Genomic DNA, 16,715 nt, shown 5'->3' on the forward strand with positions numbered 1-16,715 from the left:
CGCCCTGGGGAGCGACGGCGCTTTGAACGATAGCGAATCTCGTCCACCTCCAGGCAGGCGGTGCGGCCGGGAACACAGCCGCATGCCCGGAACCGGTCCCGGACGGCCCGACCGCCCCCTCGGAGCCGGTCGCCGCGCCCGGTTCCCGGGCCCTTGACAGCCATAATTCTGAAAGTTACTGTCAAATGATAGCTACTTCCAGAAATGAGAGACCATGACACCCGTATCCGCCCGCCGCCGCTGGTGGGCCCTCTTCGCGCTCTTCTTCGGCCTCCTCGTCGTCGGCCTGGACGTCACGATCCTCAACGTCGCCCTGCCGACCCTCGCCGTCGATCTCGACGCCTCCACCGCCGACCTCCAGTGGATCGTCGACTCGTTCCTCGTGGCGCTGGCGGCCCTGCTCCTGCCCGCGGGCCTGCTCGGCGACCGGCTCGGCCGCAGGAAGGTCCTCCTCGCCGGACTCGCGATCTTCGCCGCCGCCTGCGCGCTCGCCTCGTTCGCCGACTCCGTCGGCATGCTCATCGCCGCCCGCGCCCTCATGGGTGTCGGCGCCGCCGTGGTCATGCCCGTCTCGATGGCCGTCGTGCCCTCGATGTTCAGCGGCGCCGAGCGCACCCGCGCCATCGCGTTCCTGACCGCCGGCATGGCGATCGGCCTGCCGCTCGGGCCGCTCCTGGGCGGCTGGCTCCTGGAGCACTACGAGTGGAACTCCGTGTTCCTCATCAACGTCCCGCTGCTCGTCCTCGGCTTCATCGCGATCGCGGTGCTCCTGCCCGAGTCCACCGACCGCAGCGCGCCCCGCCTCCAGCCGCTCGCGACCCTCGCGGCCGTGCTCGGTCTCGGCGCGTTCGTGTACGGGATCATCGAGGCGCCCGTCGAAGGCTGGACCTCCGCGCCCACGCTCGTCGGCGGCATCGGCGGCCTCCTCCTGATCGCGGCGTTCGCCGTCTCGCAGCTGCGGTCCGGCGCCCCGATGGTCGACCTCGGCCTCTTCCGCGACCGGGCGTTCCTGTGGGGCTCGATCGTCGCCACCGCGGCCTCGATGCTCATGATGGGCGCGCTGTTCCTCGTGCCGCAGTACCTCCAGATCGTGGAGGGCCACAGCGCCTTCGGTACCGGGCTGCGGCTGCTGCCGATGATCGGCGGCCTCATGGTCGGCGGCCTGGCCTCCGAACGCGTGGCCGAGCGCTTCGGGCACCGGGCCGCCATCGTGTGCGGACTGGGGCTCACCGCCGCCGGCTGCCTGATCGCGCTGCTCACCGACCCCGGCTCGAGCTACGGGCTGGCCGCGACCTGGCTCGCCGTCCTCGGCGCGGGCTTCGGCATGTCGCTCGTCCCCGCGACGGACGCGGTCCTCGCCGCGCTGCCCCCCGAGCGCGCGGCCGTCGGCTCGGCGCTGATGCAGACGATGCGCCAGACCGGCGGCGCGGTCGGCGTCGCCGTCCTCGGTTCGATCGCCTCCAGCGTCTACCGCGCCGAACTCGACCTGCCGCCGCTCCCGGCCGATGCCGAGCGGGCCGCCGAGGACTCGGTCGCGGGAGCGGCCGCCGTCGCCGAGGCGCTCGGCGCACCGGGGATCGCCGAGGCCGCGAACGGCGCGTTCACCGATGCGATGTTCGCGGTGTTCCTGGTCTGCGCGGTGCTCGCCGGGGCCGTCAAGGTCGCGGCGGGGCTGAAGTTCCCCAAGCGGGTGGCCCCGTCCGCGGACGAGGGACAATCGCAGCATGAACCGTCCCGGGCTGCGTGAGCGCAAGAAGATCGAGACCCTGCACCGAATCCAGGGGGAGGCCCTGCGCCTGTTCGACGAGCAGGGCTACGACGCGACCACGATCGAGCAGATCGCCGAGGCCGCCGGGGTCTCCCCTTCGACCTTCTACCGCTACTTCCCGGTCAAGGAGGACGTGGTGGTGCAGGACGAGTACGACCCGATGATCGTGCGGGTCTTCGAATCCCAGCCCGCCGACGCGCCGCCGCTCGAAGCGCTGCGCGCGGTGCTCGCCGACCTGTTCGCGCAGTTCACCGCCGAGGACTTCGAACGCATCCGCCGCAGGGTCAGACTGATCTTCGCCGTTCCGGCCCTGCGCGCCCGGCAGCTCCAGCAGACCACCGCCACCGAGCGCCTGCTCGCAGCGATGGTCGCCGAGCGGTCGGGCCGCTCGCCGGAGGACCTGGAGGTCCGCCACTTCACGGCGATGGTCGTCGCCTCCTGGATCGTCGCGATCGACACCTGGGCCCACGCGGGCGACGAGGACCTGGTCGCGGTCATGGACCGCTGCCTCGTCCACCTCGAAGCGGGAGTCCCGCTCTAACCTGTAGCGCGCCGTGACACGCGGTGCTACGATTTTAGTATGGAGACCATTACTCAACGCGAACTGCGGAACAACTCCGCCGCGATCATGGACGCGGTCGAGCACGGCCAGACCTTCGTGATCACCCGCAACGGTGTCGAGGTCGCGGAGGTCCGCCCACGCAACCGCCGCCGCAAGCTCACCACTGCCGAGTTGGTTGAGAAGCTTCGGCGGGTGCCGAAACTCGACTACGCGGAGATGCGCACCGAAGCGGACGAGTTCTTCGGCGAGAACCGCCTTGGTGACAACGATCCGTGGGAGCGACGGTGACCGAGCCTCGTGGTGTGCTCGACACCTGTACGTTCATCGATCTGACCGAAATCGATCTCGGGCTGCTCCCCGCGATCTCTGAGCTGACCGCGATCAGCATGACCGAGCTCCACCAGGGTGTCGCGATGGCCACCACCGCTACTAAGCGCGCTCTCCGGTTGGAGGTTCTCAATACCGCGATCGACCAGTTCGACCCGCTCCCTTACGATGCCGAAGCGGCCAGCAGGTTCGGGACGCTCGCGGCAATGACGGTTGACCAAGGGCGCTCACCGAAACCGCGACAAATGGATCTGATGATCGCAGCCGTCGCCTCGGTTCATGAGCTGCCGCTGTACACCCGCAATCCCGCCGACTTCAAGGGATTGGAGTCGGTTCTGCGGGTCATCGCGGTCTAGGCGTCGCGTTCGATCATGTAGTCGCAGATGTCGACCAGGGCCTTCTGGGCGTGGCCTTCGGGCAGCGACTCGGCGAGGGTCCTGGCCCGCTCCTGGTACTGGTGCAGCGTGGCCTTCGCCTGCCCGATCGCCTTCGAACCGCGCAGCAGCGCCAGCGCTTCGGGCAGGTCCTCCTCCGCCACGGGGCCCGCGACGAGTTCCCTCAGCCGCGCGTCCTGCTCCTCGCCGCCCGCGAGCGCGTACAGCACCGCCAGCGTCGGGATGCCCTCGAGCAGGTCCGTGCCCGGCGTCTTCCCCGACGAGTCGGAGGTGATGTCGATGATGTCGTCGGCGATCTGGAACGCGACCCCGATGACCTCGCCGAACTCCTCGGCCGTCGCGATGGTCCGCTCGTCGGCGCCCGAGAGCCACGCGCCGAACTTGGCGCACGTGGCGATGAGCGACCCGGTCTTCTCCGAGAGGATCTCCAGGTGCCATTCGACGGCGTCGATCCCGTCGGGCCTGGGCATGGTCTCGTTGATCTGCCCGCGCACGAGCCGCGCGAACGTCGCGGCCTGGAGGCGCACGGCCTCGGTGCCCAGTTCGGACATGATCTGCGCGGCCTGGCTGAACAGGTAGTCGCCGGTGAGGATCGCGACCGAGTTGTCCCAGCGGGCGTTCGCGCTCGGGGCGCCGCGGCGCATGAGCGCCTCGTCCATGACGTCGTCGTGGTAGAGCGTCGCCAGGTGCGTCAGCTCCAGCCCGACCGAGGCCTCGAGGATGTTGGGGCGGTTGGGGTCTCCCAGGTGAGCGCACGCGAGCGTCAGCATCGGCCTGAACCGCTTCCCGCCGGCGCGGATGAGGTGGGACCCGGACTGCCGCAGCAGCGGCTGGTCGGTGTCGACCGCTTTGAGCAGGCGCTCCTCGACGAGGTCGAGGGAGGCCTGCATCGACTCGGCGAAGGCCTCGTCGGTAAAGGTCAGCGCTGTCTGGGAGCGTCGGGTGGTCACCACGGCCTCACCTTATCGTGTGGCCGCTGCGGCTGAGACGGCACGGGAACTGGGAGTCGTCCGCGCCGCAATGAGGATCGTCAATGCCGGGCCCGCTTGTAGGCGAGGCTTCCCGCGACGATGAACAGGGCCGACAGGCCCATCGCGACGATCGTCGCGATCCAGCCCGCGGCCCACCCGTGGTGGTCCACGAGGAGTCCGAAGCCGATCGGCCCGACGGCGCCGCCGAGGAAGATCCCGGTCTGCGTCACCGAGGTCGCCAGCGCCGGAGCGTCGGGGTACCGCTGGGTCACGGCGTGGTTCATCAGCCCCGGCCAGGCCCAGCCGAGCGCGTAGGCCGCGACGGTGCCCAGCGGCAGCAGCCACGGCAGTTCGAACAGGTACGTCGCGAGGCCGGCCGCGCCGCCGACGAGCATGAGCGCGATGATGCCGAACTCGCCGCCCTTGCGGAAGTCCGCGATCGCGCCGAAGCCGGTGCGGCCGATGATGCCCGCGATGCCGCCGATCGTCAGCACGAGCCCCGCGTAGCGCTCGGACCCGCCGATGTCCACGGTGTACGTGGTCAGGAACGAGCCGATCGGCGTGGCCGCCGAGGCGCCGAGGCAGGTGGCGGCGGCGAACAGCAGCAGCCGCAGGTCGAAGCCCCTGGCGTCGGCCTTCTTGGGCCGCACCGCGGGCTTGCCGAGCCCGGCGAGCGGGATGAGCGCGAGCAGGACCAGGGCGGCGCCGAGCACGAACGCCCACCGCCATCCGAGGGTCAGCGCCACGGCCGGGACGCTGAGCCCGCCGAGCATGATGCACAGCGGCACCGACGCCTGCTTGGCGCCGAACAGGAGTCCCCTGCGGCCCATGGGCGCCCACTCGGTGAGCACCGTGTTGGACGCGAGCTGGCCGAGCCCGTTCGCGGGCGCGCACAGGATCATGAACGCCGTCAAGACCGCCGGGTGGTGCGCGAAGGCCGCGATCCCGAGCATCGCCGCGGCCGAGAGCGCGACGGCGATCCTCGCCGTGATGAGCGCGCCGAACCGGTCGACGAGGCGCCCCGAGGGCACTGTGGTGAGTGCGGAGACCGCGAAGTAGAGCCCCGAGACCAGGCCGATCGCGCTGACGCTCATGCCCAGTTCGCCCGAGACCTGGACGGCGAGCCCGCCGAAGAGGAACAGCGGGAGGACGGCGGCGACCTGGACGCTCATGGCGGTCACGACGGTCGTGGAAGTCCTGGGGGCCGTGGGGGCTGCGGTGGCGGTGGGCACGTCGGCAACCGTACTCCAAGCGGCCGAATCGTCCCAGATCCTGTTCACATACAGGGATTTAGCGCTATGCGTAGCCAGTACGGGTGAACCGTCTTGACGCGACCACACAGCGTGTGCGACGGTGGACTCGGCCTCGCATTTCGGGCTTCAGAAGACCGCGTCACCCAGTCGTTCCCCGCCCCGGTTCCGTCCGCGATCAGCCCTTCCCCTTGCGGGGGAGACGAAACGCGGCGGCCCTGGTGGGAGGGAGCCGCCGCGTTTCGGTTATTCGAATGTCCGCGGAGGCGACGAGGAAGTTTGGTGGGGACTCGACGCCGCCGCCGCGGGTTGTCCGCGACCGGCAAGCCGGTGCGCGAACGGTGCTGACACATAGATACTGCCTTGAATGCGACGGTGACGCAACCGGCTGTTGTTTATATAGTTAGATCACGGCCGACCTGGCCGGTGCCGGACCCGGCGCCGAGCCTTCGGGTCAACGGCGGCAATTGGAGCGGCGGCATGGTGGAGCAGCGGCGACCAGGAGACGAGTCGCGCAGGGGCGACCCGGGCGAGTCCGGCGCGCGCTCGCGCGTGGGGCGCTCCAGGCCCGATCGACCGAATATCAAGGCCCCCAAAATGGCCGGAATACATCCGGCGCAGGCCGAACCGACCAAGATGATCCAGAGCGTCCAGCGGGCGCTGCGCATCATGGAGCTCGTCGGCCGCCACGCGGACGGCGTCTCCGCGCCGCGCATCGCGTTCGAGTGCGGCCTCAACCGGGCCACCGCCTACAACCTGCTGCGGACCCTCGTCTACGAGCGCTACCTGCGCCGCGACGACGAGGGCCGCTACTCCCTGGGCCTGGAGGTCTCCGACCGGTACTCCGAGCTGACGCGCGCGATGGCGGGCCCGAGCACCTGCGGGCAGTACATGCGCCGCATGTCGACCGAGACGGGCTACTCGACCTTCGTGGCGCGCTTCGTCGAGGGCCGCCCCGCGGTCACCGACGTCATCGAGGGCAACAAGAGCCCGCACGTGGAGGACCTCATCGTCGGCTTCGACGACGGCGCCCACGCCACCGCGCTCGGCAAGGCCCTCCTGGCGACGCTCCAGCCGATGGACCGGGCCCGCTTCCTGCGGTCCGCCGGGATGCGCAAGTTCACCGGCCACACCCTCACCGAGCCCGACGCGTTCGAGTACGACCTCGCCGTCTACGGCGAGTCCGGCGTGTACGCCGAGATCGGCCAGTTCAAAGAGGACGTGGCCTGCGCCGGGGTCGTGATCCGCGAAGGGGAGGCCCCGGCCGAGCGGATCGTCTTCGCCGTCGCGCTGCCCCTGGAGGACCTCCGCAACACCTGGCCGATCCTCACCCAGCGCCTGCGCGAGGCCGCCGCCGAACTCCAACCGCTGCTCTAGCCGGGCAACCCCGCCGCATCGGGCGCGCGTACTGAGGGGGTCGAAGTACCGACCCCTTCTGAGAGGACAGCCTTCCGATGCAGCGGACCACCACCGCGGGCCTGATCGGCCTCGCGGTCATCCTGGCGGCCACGGCCGCCTGCTCCGACGACTCCGGAGCCGACGCGGCCGGCGGTGACGGCGAGCCCGCCGGCGCGGGGGAGGAGTTCGACGGGCCGCGCCTGGTCGACATGGTCAACGAGAGCGCCCGGCTCCAGTACGAACTGGAGAGCGCCGAGATCCGGATCATCAAGAACTGCATGGAGCTCCAGGGCTTCACCGTCCACGACCAGTTCTGGTTCACGGCCGGCGAGCCCGCGGAGCAGGACGCGCTGTTCGGCGCCGACGACTGGGGCGACTGGATTCCCGAGGTCGAGGAGGCCGCCGAGTTCGGCCTCGGCCACTGGGCGTACAGCGACGAGGGCCAGTCCGACGACGCCCTCGAGGCCTACTACGAGCACCAGGGCATCGACCCCTCGGCGGAGGAGGCCATGGCCTCGGGCGACGGGGGTGGGGGCGCGATGCCCGACAACAGCGCGTTCGAGGCGCTCAGTCCCCAGGAGCAGTACGACTGGTACGTCGCCTACTGGGGCGAGGAGGCCGCCGCGCAGGAGAACGGCTACCTGATCGGCGAGGACCGGCCGGATTCCGGCGGCGAGGCCACCGACGGCGAGATCGAGCTCGGCGGCGACTTCGACTACGTGCAGGCCGAACCGGGCGGCTGCCAGCGCGAGATGATCGACGCCCTCTACGACGACCTGCAGCTGGTCGTGGACTCCGAGGGCGAGGGCGACGCGGACCGCACGGCGGTCTGGACCTGGGTCCCGGTGAACCCCGTGGACGACTTCGCGGTCTACGAGGAGTTCGACGTCCTCTACGGCGAGCGGCTTGCCGCGGTCCAGGGCGAGCTGGTCGACTGCCTCGCCGAGCACGGCCGCCCCGGCTGGGAGTTCGACGAGGAGGGCTCCCTGCCGATCTCCGACTACCTCTACGAGCTGTACGACGGCGAGGTGGACGTCCACGAGCACCCGGACCTGCCCGGCGACGCCCCGTCCGACTACGAGGGCAAGAAGGCCTTCGAGATCGCGTTCGCCGTCGAGCTCGCCGAGTGCGGCGACGAGACGGGCTACCGCGAGACGGCGGCGCAGGCGTGGGCCGACACGCAGAACGAGTACTACCTGTCGATCGAGACGTCGGTGTACGCCTGGCAGGACCAGATCCGCGGCATCCTCGAGACGGCCCAAGAGGTCATCGGGGGCTGAGCCACCGCAACCGAGTGCTCAGCGGTGGCCTGCGGACCGACGTTCGCAGGCCACCGGGACCGCTACTCGGTGAACCCCTGGTAGGAGCACCCGGCGATGGCGTGGCACAGGCGCATCCGGTAGGCGACGAGTTCGAGCACGTTGTAGTTGAAGCTCACCGGGTTGCCGTCGCCGGCCCCGTTGTGCTCGCACCGCAGCGTGGCCCAGCCGTGTGTCGGCGTGTACACCTGGAGGCACCCCTCGGGCCCGTAGCCGTCGGCTTGGTCGTCGTAGATCTTGAAGACGTCGCCGTCGTCCACGTGGACCATGTGCGCGACCTGCCGGCCGTCGATGTCCGAGAGCAGCAGCAGCGTGTTGCCCGCGAAGGCCGGGCTGGTGGTGCTCAGCAGCACCGTGACGCCGAGGGCGAGCGTGAGCCCCAGGCGCATTGTCCAACGCTTGATCATGCGTGTTCCTCCTTGTACCGCAAGCGATCACCTCGATGGTGTCGAGATGACTTCGCGGTGGGAGGACGTTCCCTGCGTCACACCGGTTGCCTCAATGGACAGGTGTCCTCCCGCACCGTTCCCGGAAAGCATTGCCGCCCGCGGATCGTGTCCACGGGCCGCCGCACTGACGTAGTGGTTCGTGGCGATGTGCCACATCGCCTGTATCGTCGGTCTATGGGCGAGACGATCATCAAGGAGAAGGTGAAACGGGGAATGGCGGGCACGCCCCCTCTGGACTACCGCCGGTTGCGCGCCGACCTGGACGAAGCCTTCGACACCGAACTGAGCGACCCCTACGAGCGTAGCGATGACTGTTCGAGCCGCTGAGCTCGCTGGTGCAGGTCCATGCCGTCTAGCGAAGCGGAAGGGCCGACCCCCGCGGGGGTCGGCCCTTCCCCTTGTGTCCCTTAGAGCACGGTCCAGGTGTCGCCGGAGTGCAGGAGGCGGTCGAGGGCCTCGGTGCGGTCGACGCCCGCGGCGGCCTCGTCGACCTGGCTGCGCACGCCCTTGTCGTACGTGGGCCGCTTGACGTTGCGGAACACGCCGATCGGGGTGTGGTCGAGCGCGACGCCCGACAGGCGCGAGAGCGCGAACGCGTAGGCCGGGTCGTCGACGTCGGCCTTGTGGACCACCACGTCGGCCTCGTCGACCTCGGCGGCGTCCCTGACCTGGAGCCCGTAGCCGGACTGCACGACGACCTTGTCGCCGTCGGCCCCGCCGAAGCGGATCGGCTCGCCGTCCTGGAGGCGGATGATCGACTCGTCGCGGGTCTCGGGGTTCTTGAGGACCTCGAACGCGCCGTCGTTGAAGATCGGGCAGTTCTGGTAGATCTCGACGAACGCCGAGCCCTCGTGCTCGGCCGCGGCCCGCAGCACCTCCTGGAGGTGCGCCCGGTCGGAGTCGAGCGTGCGGGCCACGAACGTGGCCTCGGAGCCCAGCGCCAGCGACAGCGGGTTGAACGGCGAGTCGACCGAGCCCATCGGGCTCGACTTCGTGAGCGTGCCCGCCCCCGACGTGGGGGAGTACTGGCCCTTGGTGAGCCCGTAGATCCGGTTGTTGAACAGCAGGATCTTCAGGTTCACGTTGCGGCGCAAAGCGTGGATGAGGTGGTTGCCGCCGATCGACAGCGCGTCGCCGTCGCCGGTGACGACCCACACCGACAGGTCCGGGCGCGAGACCGCGAGGCCGGTGGCGATGGCCGGGGCGCGGCCGTGGATCGAGTGGATGCCGTACGTGTTCAGGTAGTACGGGAACCGCGAGGAGCAGCCGATGCCGGAGACGAACGCGATCTTCTCGCGCTCCAGGCCCAGCTCGGGCAGGAACGACTGGACCGCGGCCAGGATGGCGTAGTCGCCGCAGCCGGGGCACCAGCGCACCTCCTGGGTCGACTTGAAGTCCTTGGCCTTCAACTTCGGGGCGTCGAGCTTGACGTCAGCCATTCTTGATGACCTCCTCGAGGGCGTCCTGCAGTTCGTTGGAGGTGAACGGCAGTCCGCGCACCTGGTTGTAGCCGACCACGTTCGTGCCGGGGAAGTTGCCGCGCAGCAGGAGCGCGAGCTGCCCCAGGTTCATCTCGGGGACTACGACGCGGTCGTAGCGGGCGAGGACCTCGGCGGTGTTCTTCGGCATCGGGTTGAGGTAGCGCAGGTGCGCGCGGGCGATCGGGACGCCCTTGTCGCGCAGGCCGCGCACGGCCGCGCCGATCGGGCCCCACGTCGAGCCCCAGCCGAGGACCAGCACGTCGGCGTCGCCGACCGGGTCGTCCACTTCGAGGTCGGGCACGTCGACTCCGGCGATCTTCGCCGCGCGCGTGCGCACCATGAAGTCGTGGTTGGCCGGGTCGTAGGAGATGTCGCCGGTCTTGTCGGCCTTCTCGATGCCGCCGATGCGGTGCTGGAGGCCGGGAGTGCCGGGGACGGCCCACGGCCGCGCCAGGGTCTCGGGGTCGCGCAGGTACGGCAGGAACACCGGCTCGCCCTTGGCGTCGACGCCGTTCGTCTCGGTCGCGAACGGGACCGAGATGTCGGGCAGGTCGGCGAGCTCGGGCAGCTTCCACGGCTCGGCGCCGTTGGCGATGTACCCGTCGGACAGGACCATGACCGGCGTCCGGTAGGCCAGCGCGATGCGCGCGGCCTCGAGCATGATGCCGAAGCAGTCCGAAGGGGACTGCGGCGCGAGGATCGCGATCGGTGCCTCGCCGTGGCGGCCGAACATGGCCATCACGAGGTCGGCCTGCTCGGTCTTGGTCGGCAGGCCCGTCGAGGGGCCGGCGCGCTGCACGTCCACGACCAGGAGCGGCAGCTCCAGGGAGACGGCGAGCGAGATCGTCTCGGACTTGAGCGCGATGCCCGGGCCCGAGGAGGTGGTGACGCCGAGCGCCCCGCCCCACGAGGCGCCCAGGGCCGCGCCGACCGCGGCGATCTCGTCCTCGGCCTGCACGGTGGTGACGCCGAAGCGCTTGTGCTTGGACAGCTCGTGGAGAATGTCGCTGGCCGGGGTGATCGGGTACGCGCCCAGGAACACCGGCAGCCCGGAGGCGACGCCCGCGGCGGTGATGCCCCACGCGAGCGCCGTGTTCCCGGTGATGTTGCGGTAGGTGCCCGCGCTGAGCTTCGCCGGCGGGATCTCGAACCGGACCGCGAAGGCCTCGGTGGTGTCGCCGTAGTTCCACCCGGCCTTGAGCGCGGCGATGTTCGCCTCGGCGATGAGCGGCTTGGCCTTGAACTTGCCGCGCAGGAACTCCTCGGTCGCCTCGATCGGGCGCGAGTACATCCACGACACGAGTCCGAGGGCGAACATGTTCTTGGACCGCTCGGCGTCCTTCTTGCTGACCTCGAACTCGGCCAGGGCCCCGATGGTGAGGCTCGCGAGCGCCACCTGGTGCACCTGGAAGTCGTCCAGCGAGCCGTCTTCGAGCGGGTTCGCCTCGTAGCCGACCTTGGTGAGGTTCCGCTTGGTGAACTCGTCGGTGTTGACGACGATGGTGCCGCCGGACTTGAGGTCGCGCAGGTTCGCCTTGAGCGCCGCGGGGTTCATCGCGATGAGGACCTCGGGGTGGTCGCCCGGGGTGAGGATGTCGGTGTCGGCGAAGTGGATCTGGAAGCTCGACACCCCCGGGAGGGTCCCGGCGGGGGCCCGGATCTCGGCGGGGTAGTTCGGGAGGGTCGACAGATCGTTGCCGAGCTTTGCGGTCTCGGCGGTGAAGCGGTCTCCCGTGAGCTGCATTCCGTCGCCGGAGTCCCCTGCGAAGCGGATGACGACCCGGTCAAGCTGCCGGACGGTGTTCACCTAGTTCTCCTCATGCGGGTTCTGGTGCACGCAGGACTGCGGCGTTTCGGGCTGGGGAGCGGGGGGCTCCGCCAGGTCTTACTTGCGATGCTACGCGGCGCCCGCGGCGCGATGCCAATGCAGCGCGGCGTGCGCGATGTAGGCGACACCACTTGACGACATACCTCTCACCTGCTGGGATAGGACAGCCTAACAAGTGACGTGGACCTCTCGATCCGGCTGTGCCGACGCCGGATCCGAACCGGCGGCGCGTCCTTCCATCGTCCCGGATCGTGGGCTCTCATGGGGTCCGGCGACACGCCGCGGACCGCTCGCGGCCGCGGATCGGACTCGCGTCCCGGCCGAGTCGACCGTACTTTCTGGAGCGGCGCTGCCAGGAGCGGCGCGGTCAGGACCCGCTGGAGGAGGTGCCGGCGCTCGTGCCGGCGTCGGTGGTCGGGGTCTCCGACGGCGTGGAGCTGCTGGAGCTCTCGTCGGCGGTCGGCTCGGCGGTCGCGCCGTCGTCGACGAGCACGAACAGCTCCTCTTCGGCGTCCCACTCGTAGTCGGCCGTCCAGGCCGCCTCGGCCCCGTCGAGGCCTTCGACCGCGACGATCCCGTCCTCGACCGAGGTGACGGCGGTCAGCTCGTGCTCGCCGTCCGGCTGCCACACCCACCCGAAGGAGGCCAGCACCGGACCCTCGTCCGCGTCCTCCTCCATCGTGAACGCGGCGACGCCGATCAGCTCGTCGCACCGCAGCGCCAGGATCGTGTCGTTCTCGCCGTCGCCGTCGGCGTCGCCCTCGGTGACGCCGACGATGCTCCAGCCGGTCTCGGCCGTGATCTCCCACGACTCGAAGTCCGCGGCCTGCGCGCCCTCCTCGCAGGAGTCGGCCCAGTCGCCTTCGAACGGGCCGCTGACGATCAGCGCCTCGAGGTCGTCGGCGGGCGGCGGGGGCGTGGAGACGGTCGACTCGCCGCCGGACATGCCCGGCGAGGCCGGGTCGCCGGGCCACGCGCTCGGCGACTCCTCCGAGGTCGCGTCGCCCACGGCGGCACTGCCGGCGTCGGGGGACTCGGGCCCGCCCGAGAGCGGGCCGAGGGTCTGCGCGACCGCGAAGCCGCCCGCGGTGACCGCGGTGCAGGCGCCCACGACCGCGGCGAGCGAGACGAGGCGGCGCCGGCGCAGCGCGGCCGGGCCGCGCATGATGAGGTCGTTGACCGGCGGGGGCGGGAAGTGCGCCGCCGATTCGGCCTTCAGGCTCGCGAAGGCCTCCGCGACCGCGCGGTCGTCATCGTGGGGGTCGATGGTCATGAGCGGTCCTCCTTCACGGAAGCTCGGCGGCCCGCGGGCCGCGGCAGGCGCTGCGCGCCCGGGATCGCGCGCCTGATGCGGATCGGCATGGTGTCGGGGTCGTCGGAGGCCGCGGTCTTCGCGGACGGGGCCCCGCCGTCGGTGAGCAGCACCGCGAGCTCCTTGCGGCCGCGGTGCAGCCAGGACTTGACGGTCCCCTCGCGCGCGCCCGTCTGGGCCGCGATCGCGCTGATCGTCATGTCGGCCATGTAGTGCATGACCAGGGCCTGGCGCCGCTTGGTCGGGATCTTCCTGAGCGCGGCGACCAGCGCGACGTGGTCGGCGCTCGCGGCCGGGGCGGGCTCGGGGGCCGAGGACTTCTGGAGGAACTTGCGCGCCACCTGGTTCCGGCGGTGCCGGCTCGTCGCGAGGTTCCACGCCACGCGGCGCACCCACGCGACCGGCTCCTCGTAACCGCCGACCTTGTCCCACCGCTGCCACGCCCGCAGGAAGGCCTCCTGGACCAGGTCCTGCGCTTCGGTGGCGTCCCCGAGGTACGCGCATACCTGGGCAGCGAGCTCCGAGAAGTGATTCTCGTAGAGGTCGGTGAACTCCGCCTCCGTTCGCACATCCGCTCCAGCGCAAGTAGGGGAATCAAGGGCATCCATCGGGCCCTGTCCGTCGTGCCCGGCGGCACCCATTGTCGCTTTCGCAAAGGCGGAGACACGAGGCGGGGTCGCCATGTCGACAACGCGGTCGGCGACCGCGACGGCGCTTCCGCGACCGGCCGGGCCGCGCACGAGCGCGTCGAACTCGACGCCCACCGGCCAGGTGCCCGACGCGATCCGGGTCCACTTCGCCGAGGCTGCGGCGGGCCGGCGGTCGGCCCGGTGCAGCGGAGCGCTGGCGGCGGTCATGCGGTGATCCCATTCCTTATGTCTGTGCTCAGCGGGCGGTACGGCCGCCCGACTGGCGCCGAACGGTTCTCGTGCGTCTTGCGGCGCGCGGGCGGCGGCCCTGGGAGCCGTCCGGCGTGAATCCTCTTCGTACAACAACACGTCCACGGGTGCCGAGCGGTTGCGCACAGTGCGCTGGAGTTCTACGAAAATTGTTCAAACCAGAACCTTCTCCGCAGGACCGCGAAACCCGGCGTTCAGAGGTTCCCGCCAACCCCCTTGCGGCATTAGGGTGTCGGTATGGACACCTCCGGACTCGGGAATTACGCGGTATTCGGGGTGCTGCTGCTGGCCGGCTTCGCGTTCGTGGCCGCCGCCATGGCGGCGAACCGCCTGCTGCGGCCCTCCGCGCCCTCGCCGGCGAAGGGCGCGACGTACGAGTGCGGCGTCGACCCGGTCGGCAAGGACTGGGCCCAGGTGCAGATCCGCTACTACGTCTACGCGTTCCTGTTCGTGCTCTTCGCGGTCGAGGCCGTGTTCCTGTTCCCGTGGGCCGCGGTCTTCCGCGAGTTCGGGACGGCCGCGGCGGTCGAGATGGGCCTGTTCGTCGGCGTCCTCGCCCTCGGACTCGCCTACGCCTGGAGGAAAGGGGTCCTGCGATGGCGGTGAACCTGCCGAATCCCGCCCGCGCCGGCGAGAACCCGAACGTCCTCGGGGAGCCGATCCGCTTCGTGCTCAACTGGGGCCGGCGCTATTCGCTGTGGGTCTTCAACTTCGGGCTGGCCTGCTGCGCGATCGAGTTCATCGCCGCCTCGATGAGCCGCCACGACTTCATGCGCCTGGGCGTGATCCCGTTCGCGCACTCGCCGCGCCAGGCCGACCTCATGGTCGTCTCCGGCACGGTCACCGACAAGATGGCCCCGGCGATCAAGCGCCTCTACGACCAGATGCCCGAGCCCAAGTACGTGATCTCCTTCGGCGCCTGCTCCAACTCCGGCGGCCCCTACTGGGACTCGTACTGCGTGACCAAGGGCGTCGACCAGATCATCCCCGTCGACGTGTACGTCCCCGGATGCCCGCCGCGCCCCGAGGCCCTGCTGTACGGCATCGGGCAGCTCCAGAAGCAGATCGGCGCCGAACCGCTTCGGCGAAGCGCGCGAGCCGGTGAATCGGCGCCGCGCAAGCCCGGCCTGCGCCCGCTGCTGAGGAGGCCCCGATGACCGACCCGCAGACCCAGGCCCCCGCACCCGACCCCTGGCACGGCCGCGTCGGCGCCGCCCTCGGCCTCGACGACACCGGTACCGACGGCCCCCGCGCCGTCGCGGACGTCGACGCCAAGGACTGGCGCGAAGCCGTCCGCATCTGCCGCGACGACCTCGGCTGCGACTTCTTCGACTGGCTCTCCGCCGTGGACGAGGGACCGGCGGACCCCGAAGGCGGGCGCCCCGGCGGCTTCCGCGTCGTCGCCCACCTCTGGTCGGTCGCCGAGCGCCGCGGCGTGCTGCTGCGCGCACTCCTCGCCGAAGGCGCCGTCGACTCCGTCACCGACCTCTACCCCGGCGCGGACTGGCACGAGCGCGAGACCCACGAGATGTTCGGCGTCGACTTCCCCGGCCACCCCGACCTCAAGCCGCTCCTGCTCGCCCCCGAATTCGAGGGCCACCCCCTCCGCAAGGACTTCGTGCTCGCCTCCCGCGTCGTCAAGGCCTGGCCCGGAGCCAAGGAACCCGGCGGCGACCGCCCGACCAAGCGCGCCCCCAAGCGCCCGCCCGGCGTCCCCGACGACTGGATCGAACCCGAGACCCGGCCCGCGCCCTCGACCCGGCGCCCGGACCCGCCGGAGGCCCCCGGTGCTGCTTGAGCTCGTCGTCAAGATCGCCGCCGTCCTCGCCGCGTTCCTGGTGCTGCCCCTGGTCGTCGGCCAGACCGAGCACAAGCTCATGGCGCACATGCAGGGCCGCCTGGGACCCATGCACGCCGGCGGCTTCCACGGCTGGGCCCAGCTCATCGCCGACGGCGTCAAGTTCGCCCAGAAGGAGGACCTCGTCCCCGACGCCGCCGACAAGCCCGTCTTCAAGCTCGCGCCCGCCGTCGCCCTCCTGCCCTACCTCCTGGTCATCCTCTTCATCCCGCTCGGCCCCGGCGACCTCGTCGGCTCGAACCTCGACATGGGCCTGTTCGTCGTCGTCGCGCTCGTCGGCATCGGCGTCCTCGCCGTCCTCATGGCCGGCTGGTCCTCGGCGAACAAGTACACCCTCGTCGGAGCCCTGCGCGGCGCCGCCCAGCTCATGGCCTACGAACTGCCGCTCGTGCTCGCCGCCGCGTCCGTCGCCGTCGCGGCCGGGACCCTGAGCCTCCCCGCGATCGTCGAGGCCTGGAACCCCTGGTGGCTGCTGTGGCAGTTCCCGGCCATGGTCGTGTTCTTCACCGCCGGGCTCGCCGAGATCCGCCGGCCCCCGTTCGACGCGCCCATCGCCGACTCCGAACTCGTCTTCGGCTACCTCACCGAGTACGCCGGGCTGCGCTTCGCGCTGCTGCTCCTCGCCGAGTACGTCGGCATCGTCGTCATCGCCGCGCTCACCACCGTGCTCTTCCTCGGCGGCTGGCGCGGCCCCGGCCCCGAATCCCTCGGCTGGCTGTGGACGCTCCTCAAGACCGGCGCCCTCGCGGCCGTCGTCATCTGGCTGCGCGTGGCCTGGCCCCGGCTCCGCGTCGACCAGATCCAGGCCCTGTGCTGGAAGGGCCTCGTGCCCGTCGCGCTCGCCCAGCTCGTGCTCACCACGACCGTCGCCCTGGCCCTCTGATACGCCTCTGTACCA

The 16,715-nt window shown here is 70.6% G+C and carries 18 protein-coding genes; 11 read left to right on the forward strand and 7 right to left on the reverse strand.

Annotated features, from left to right (window positions below):
- Nucleotides 1-214 precede the first annotated feature (214 nt).
- Genes BLQ63_RS16805 through BLQ63_RS16820 form a run of 4 tightly spaced genes read left to right on the forward strand, consistent with a single transcriptional unit; the run spans nucleotide 215 to nucleotide 3,013 of the window.
- A complete protein-coding gene (locus BLQ63_RS16805) occupies nucleotides 215-1,747 on the forward strand; it encodes an MFS transporter (RefSeq protein WP_091037773.1) in 1,533 nt (510 codons plus the stop codon).
- The gene (locus BLQ63_RS16810) at nucleotides 1,725-2,309 is read left to right on the forward strand and encodes an acyl-CoA-like ligand-binding transcription factor (RefSeq protein WP_091037775.1); all 585 of its coding nucleotides are present in this window, start codon (nucleotides 1,725-1,727) and stop codon (nucleotides 2,307-2,309) included. The genes BLQ63_RS16805 and BLQ63_RS16810 overlap by 23 nt, the downstream gene beginning before the upstream one ends.
- 39 nt (nucleotides 2,310-2,348) lie before the next feature.
- Entirely contained in the window at nucleotides 2,349-2,618 is a 270-nt protein-coding gene (locus BLQ63_RS16815; RefSeq protein WP_091037777.1) for a type II toxin-antitoxin system Phd/YefM family antitoxin, read from the forward strand.
- A complete protein-coding gene (locus tag BLQ63_RS16820; RefSeq protein WP_218125307.1) occupies nucleotides 2,615-3,013 on the forward strand; it encodes a type II toxin-antitoxin system VapC family toxin in 399 nt (132 codons plus the stop codon). The genes BLQ63_RS16815 and BLQ63_RS16820 overlap by 4 nt, the downstream gene beginning before the upstream one ends.
- Here BLQ63_RS16820 and BLQ63_RS16825 read toward each other — a convergent pair.
- Nucleotides 3,010-4,005, reverse strand: a complete 996-nt coding sequence (locus BLQ63_RS16825) for a polyprenyl synthetase family protein (protein WP_245680996.1) — start codon at nucleotides 4,003-4,005, stop codon at nucleotides 3,010-3,012. The genes BLQ63_RS16820 and BLQ63_RS16825 overlap by 4 nt on opposite strands.
- A 77-nt stretch (nucleotides 4,006-4,082) precedes the next feature.
- Nucleotides 4,083-5,255, reverse strand: a complete 1,173-nt coding sequence (locus tag BLQ63_RS16830) for an MFS transporter (RefSeq protein ID WP_143014961.1) — start codon at nucleotides 5,253-5,255, stop codon at nucleotides 4,083-4,085.
- 615 nt (nucleotides 5,256-5,870) lie between these two features.
- Between BLQ63_RS16830 and BLQ63_RS16835 the strand changes: the two genes are divergently transcribed.
- The gene (locus BLQ63_RS16835) at nucleotides 5,871-6,650 is read left to right on the forward strand and encodes an IclR family transcriptional regulator (protein ID WP_091037787.1); all 780 of its coding nucleotides are present in this window, start codon (nucleotides 5,871-5,873) and stop codon (nucleotides 6,648-6,650) included.
- A 77-nt stretch (nucleotides 6,651-6,727) separates the two neighbouring features.
- On the forward strand, nucleotides 6,728-7,951 hold the full coding sequence (locus tag BLQ63_RS16840) for a hypothetical protein (RefSeq protein ID WP_091037790.1): 1,224 nt from the start codon (nucleotides 6,728-6,730) through the stop codon (nucleotides 7,949-7,951).
- A gap of 62 nt (nucleotides 7,952-8,013) precedes the next feature.
- Here the strand turns inward: BLQ63_RS16840 and BLQ63_RS16845 are convergent, their stop codons facing one another.
- Nucleotides 8,014-8,397: a hypothetical protein gene (locus tag BLQ63_RS16845; protein WP_143014962.1), complete on the reverse strand. Its 384-nt coding sequence runs from the start codon at nucleotides 8,395-8,397 to the stop codon at nucleotides 8,014-8,016.
- A gap of 216 nt (nucleotides 8,398-8,613) precedes the next feature.
- On the opposite strand from BLQ63_RS16845, the gene BLQ63_RS28515 reads away from it, so the two are divergent.
- Complete coding sequence (locus BLQ63_RS28515; protein ID WP_177154975.1) at nucleotides 8,614-8,766, forward strand: hypothetical protein; 153 nt, start codon at nucleotides 8,614-8,616, stop codon at nucleotides 8,764-8,766.
- 80 nt (nucleotides 8,767-8,846) lie between these two features.
- Here the strand turns inward: BLQ63_RS28515 and BLQ63_RS16850 are convergent, their stop codons facing one another.
- The 4 genes from BLQ63_RS16850 to BLQ63_RS16865 all read right to left on the reverse strand — a co-directional run bounded on the left by BLQ63_RS16850 (nucleotide 8,847) and on the right by BLQ63_RS16865 (nucleotide 13,629).
- Nucleotides 8,847-9,878, reverse strand: coding sequence for a 2-oxoacid:ferredoxin oxidoreductase subunit beta (locus tag BLQ63_RS16850; protein WP_091037794.1), 1,032 nt, complete (start codon nucleotides 9,876-9,878; stop codon nucleotides 8,847-8,849).
- Nucleotides 9,871-11,727 (reverse strand): 2-oxoacid:acceptor oxidoreductase subunit alpha, encoded by a 1,857-nt coding sequence (locus tag BLQ63_RS16855; RefSeq protein ID WP_143014963.1) that lies wholly within the window; start codon nucleotides 11,725-11,727, stop codon nucleotides 9,871-9,873. Before BLQ63_RS16855 ends, BLQ63_RS16850 begins: the two co-directional genes overlap by 8 nt.
- A 388-nt stretch (nucleotides 11,728-12,115) precedes the next feature.
- Complete coding sequence (locus BLQ63_RS16860) at nucleotides 12,116-13,021, reverse strand: hypothetical protein (protein WP_091037796.1); 906 nt, start codon at nucleotides 13,019-13,021, stop codon at nucleotides 12,116-12,118.
- Nucleotides 13,018-13,629, reverse strand: coding sequence for an RNA polymerase sigma factor (locus BLQ63_RS16865; protein WP_218125308.1), 612 nt, complete (start codon nucleotides 13,627-13,629; stop codon nucleotides 13,018-13,020). The genes BLQ63_RS16860 and BLQ63_RS16865 overlap by 4 nt, the downstream gene beginning before the upstream one ends.
- A 567-nt stretch (nucleotides 13,630-14,196) precedes the next feature.
- On the opposite strand from BLQ63_RS16865, the gene BLQ63_RS16870 reads away from it, so the two are divergent.
- The 4 genes from BLQ63_RS16870 to BLQ63_RS16885 are packed head-to-tail and all read left to right on the forward strand — an operon-like array spanning nucleotide 14,197 to nucleotide 16,700.
- Complete coding sequence (locus BLQ63_RS16870) at nucleotides 14,197-14,565, forward strand: NADH-quinone oxidoreductase subunit A (protein ID WP_091037798.1); 369 nt, start codon at nucleotides 14,197-14,199, stop codon at nucleotides 14,563-14,565.
- A complete protein-coding gene (locus tag BLQ63_RS16875) occupies nucleotides 14,556-15,116 on the forward strand; it encodes an NADH-quinone oxidoreductase subunit B (protein WP_091037800.1) in 561 nt (186 codons plus the stop codon). The genes BLQ63_RS16870 and BLQ63_RS16875 overlap by 10 nt, the downstream gene beginning before the upstream one ends.
- Nucleotides 15,113-15,757, forward strand: a complete 645-nt coding sequence (locus tag BLQ63_RS16880) for an NADH-quinone oxidoreductase subunit C (protein ID WP_091037802.1) — start codon at nucleotides 15,113-15,115, stop codon at nucleotides 15,755-15,757. The genes BLQ63_RS16875 and BLQ63_RS16880 overlap by 4 nt, the downstream gene beginning before the upstream one ends.
- A complete protein-coding gene (locus BLQ63_RS16885; RefSeq protein WP_091037804.1) occupies nucleotides 15,747-16,700 on the forward strand; it encodes a complex I subunit 1/NuoH family protein in 954 nt (317 codons plus the stop codon). Before BLQ63_RS16880 ends, BLQ63_RS16885 begins: the two co-directional genes overlap by 11 nt.
- The last annotated feature ends 15 nt before the right edge of the window (nucleotides 16,701-16,715 follow it).

This window comes from Glycomyces harbinensis (assembly GCF_900101745.1).
Taxonomy (GTDB): domain Bacteria; phylum Actinomycetota; class Actinomycetes; order Mycobacteriales; family Micromonosporaceae; genus Glycomyces; species Glycomyces harbinensis.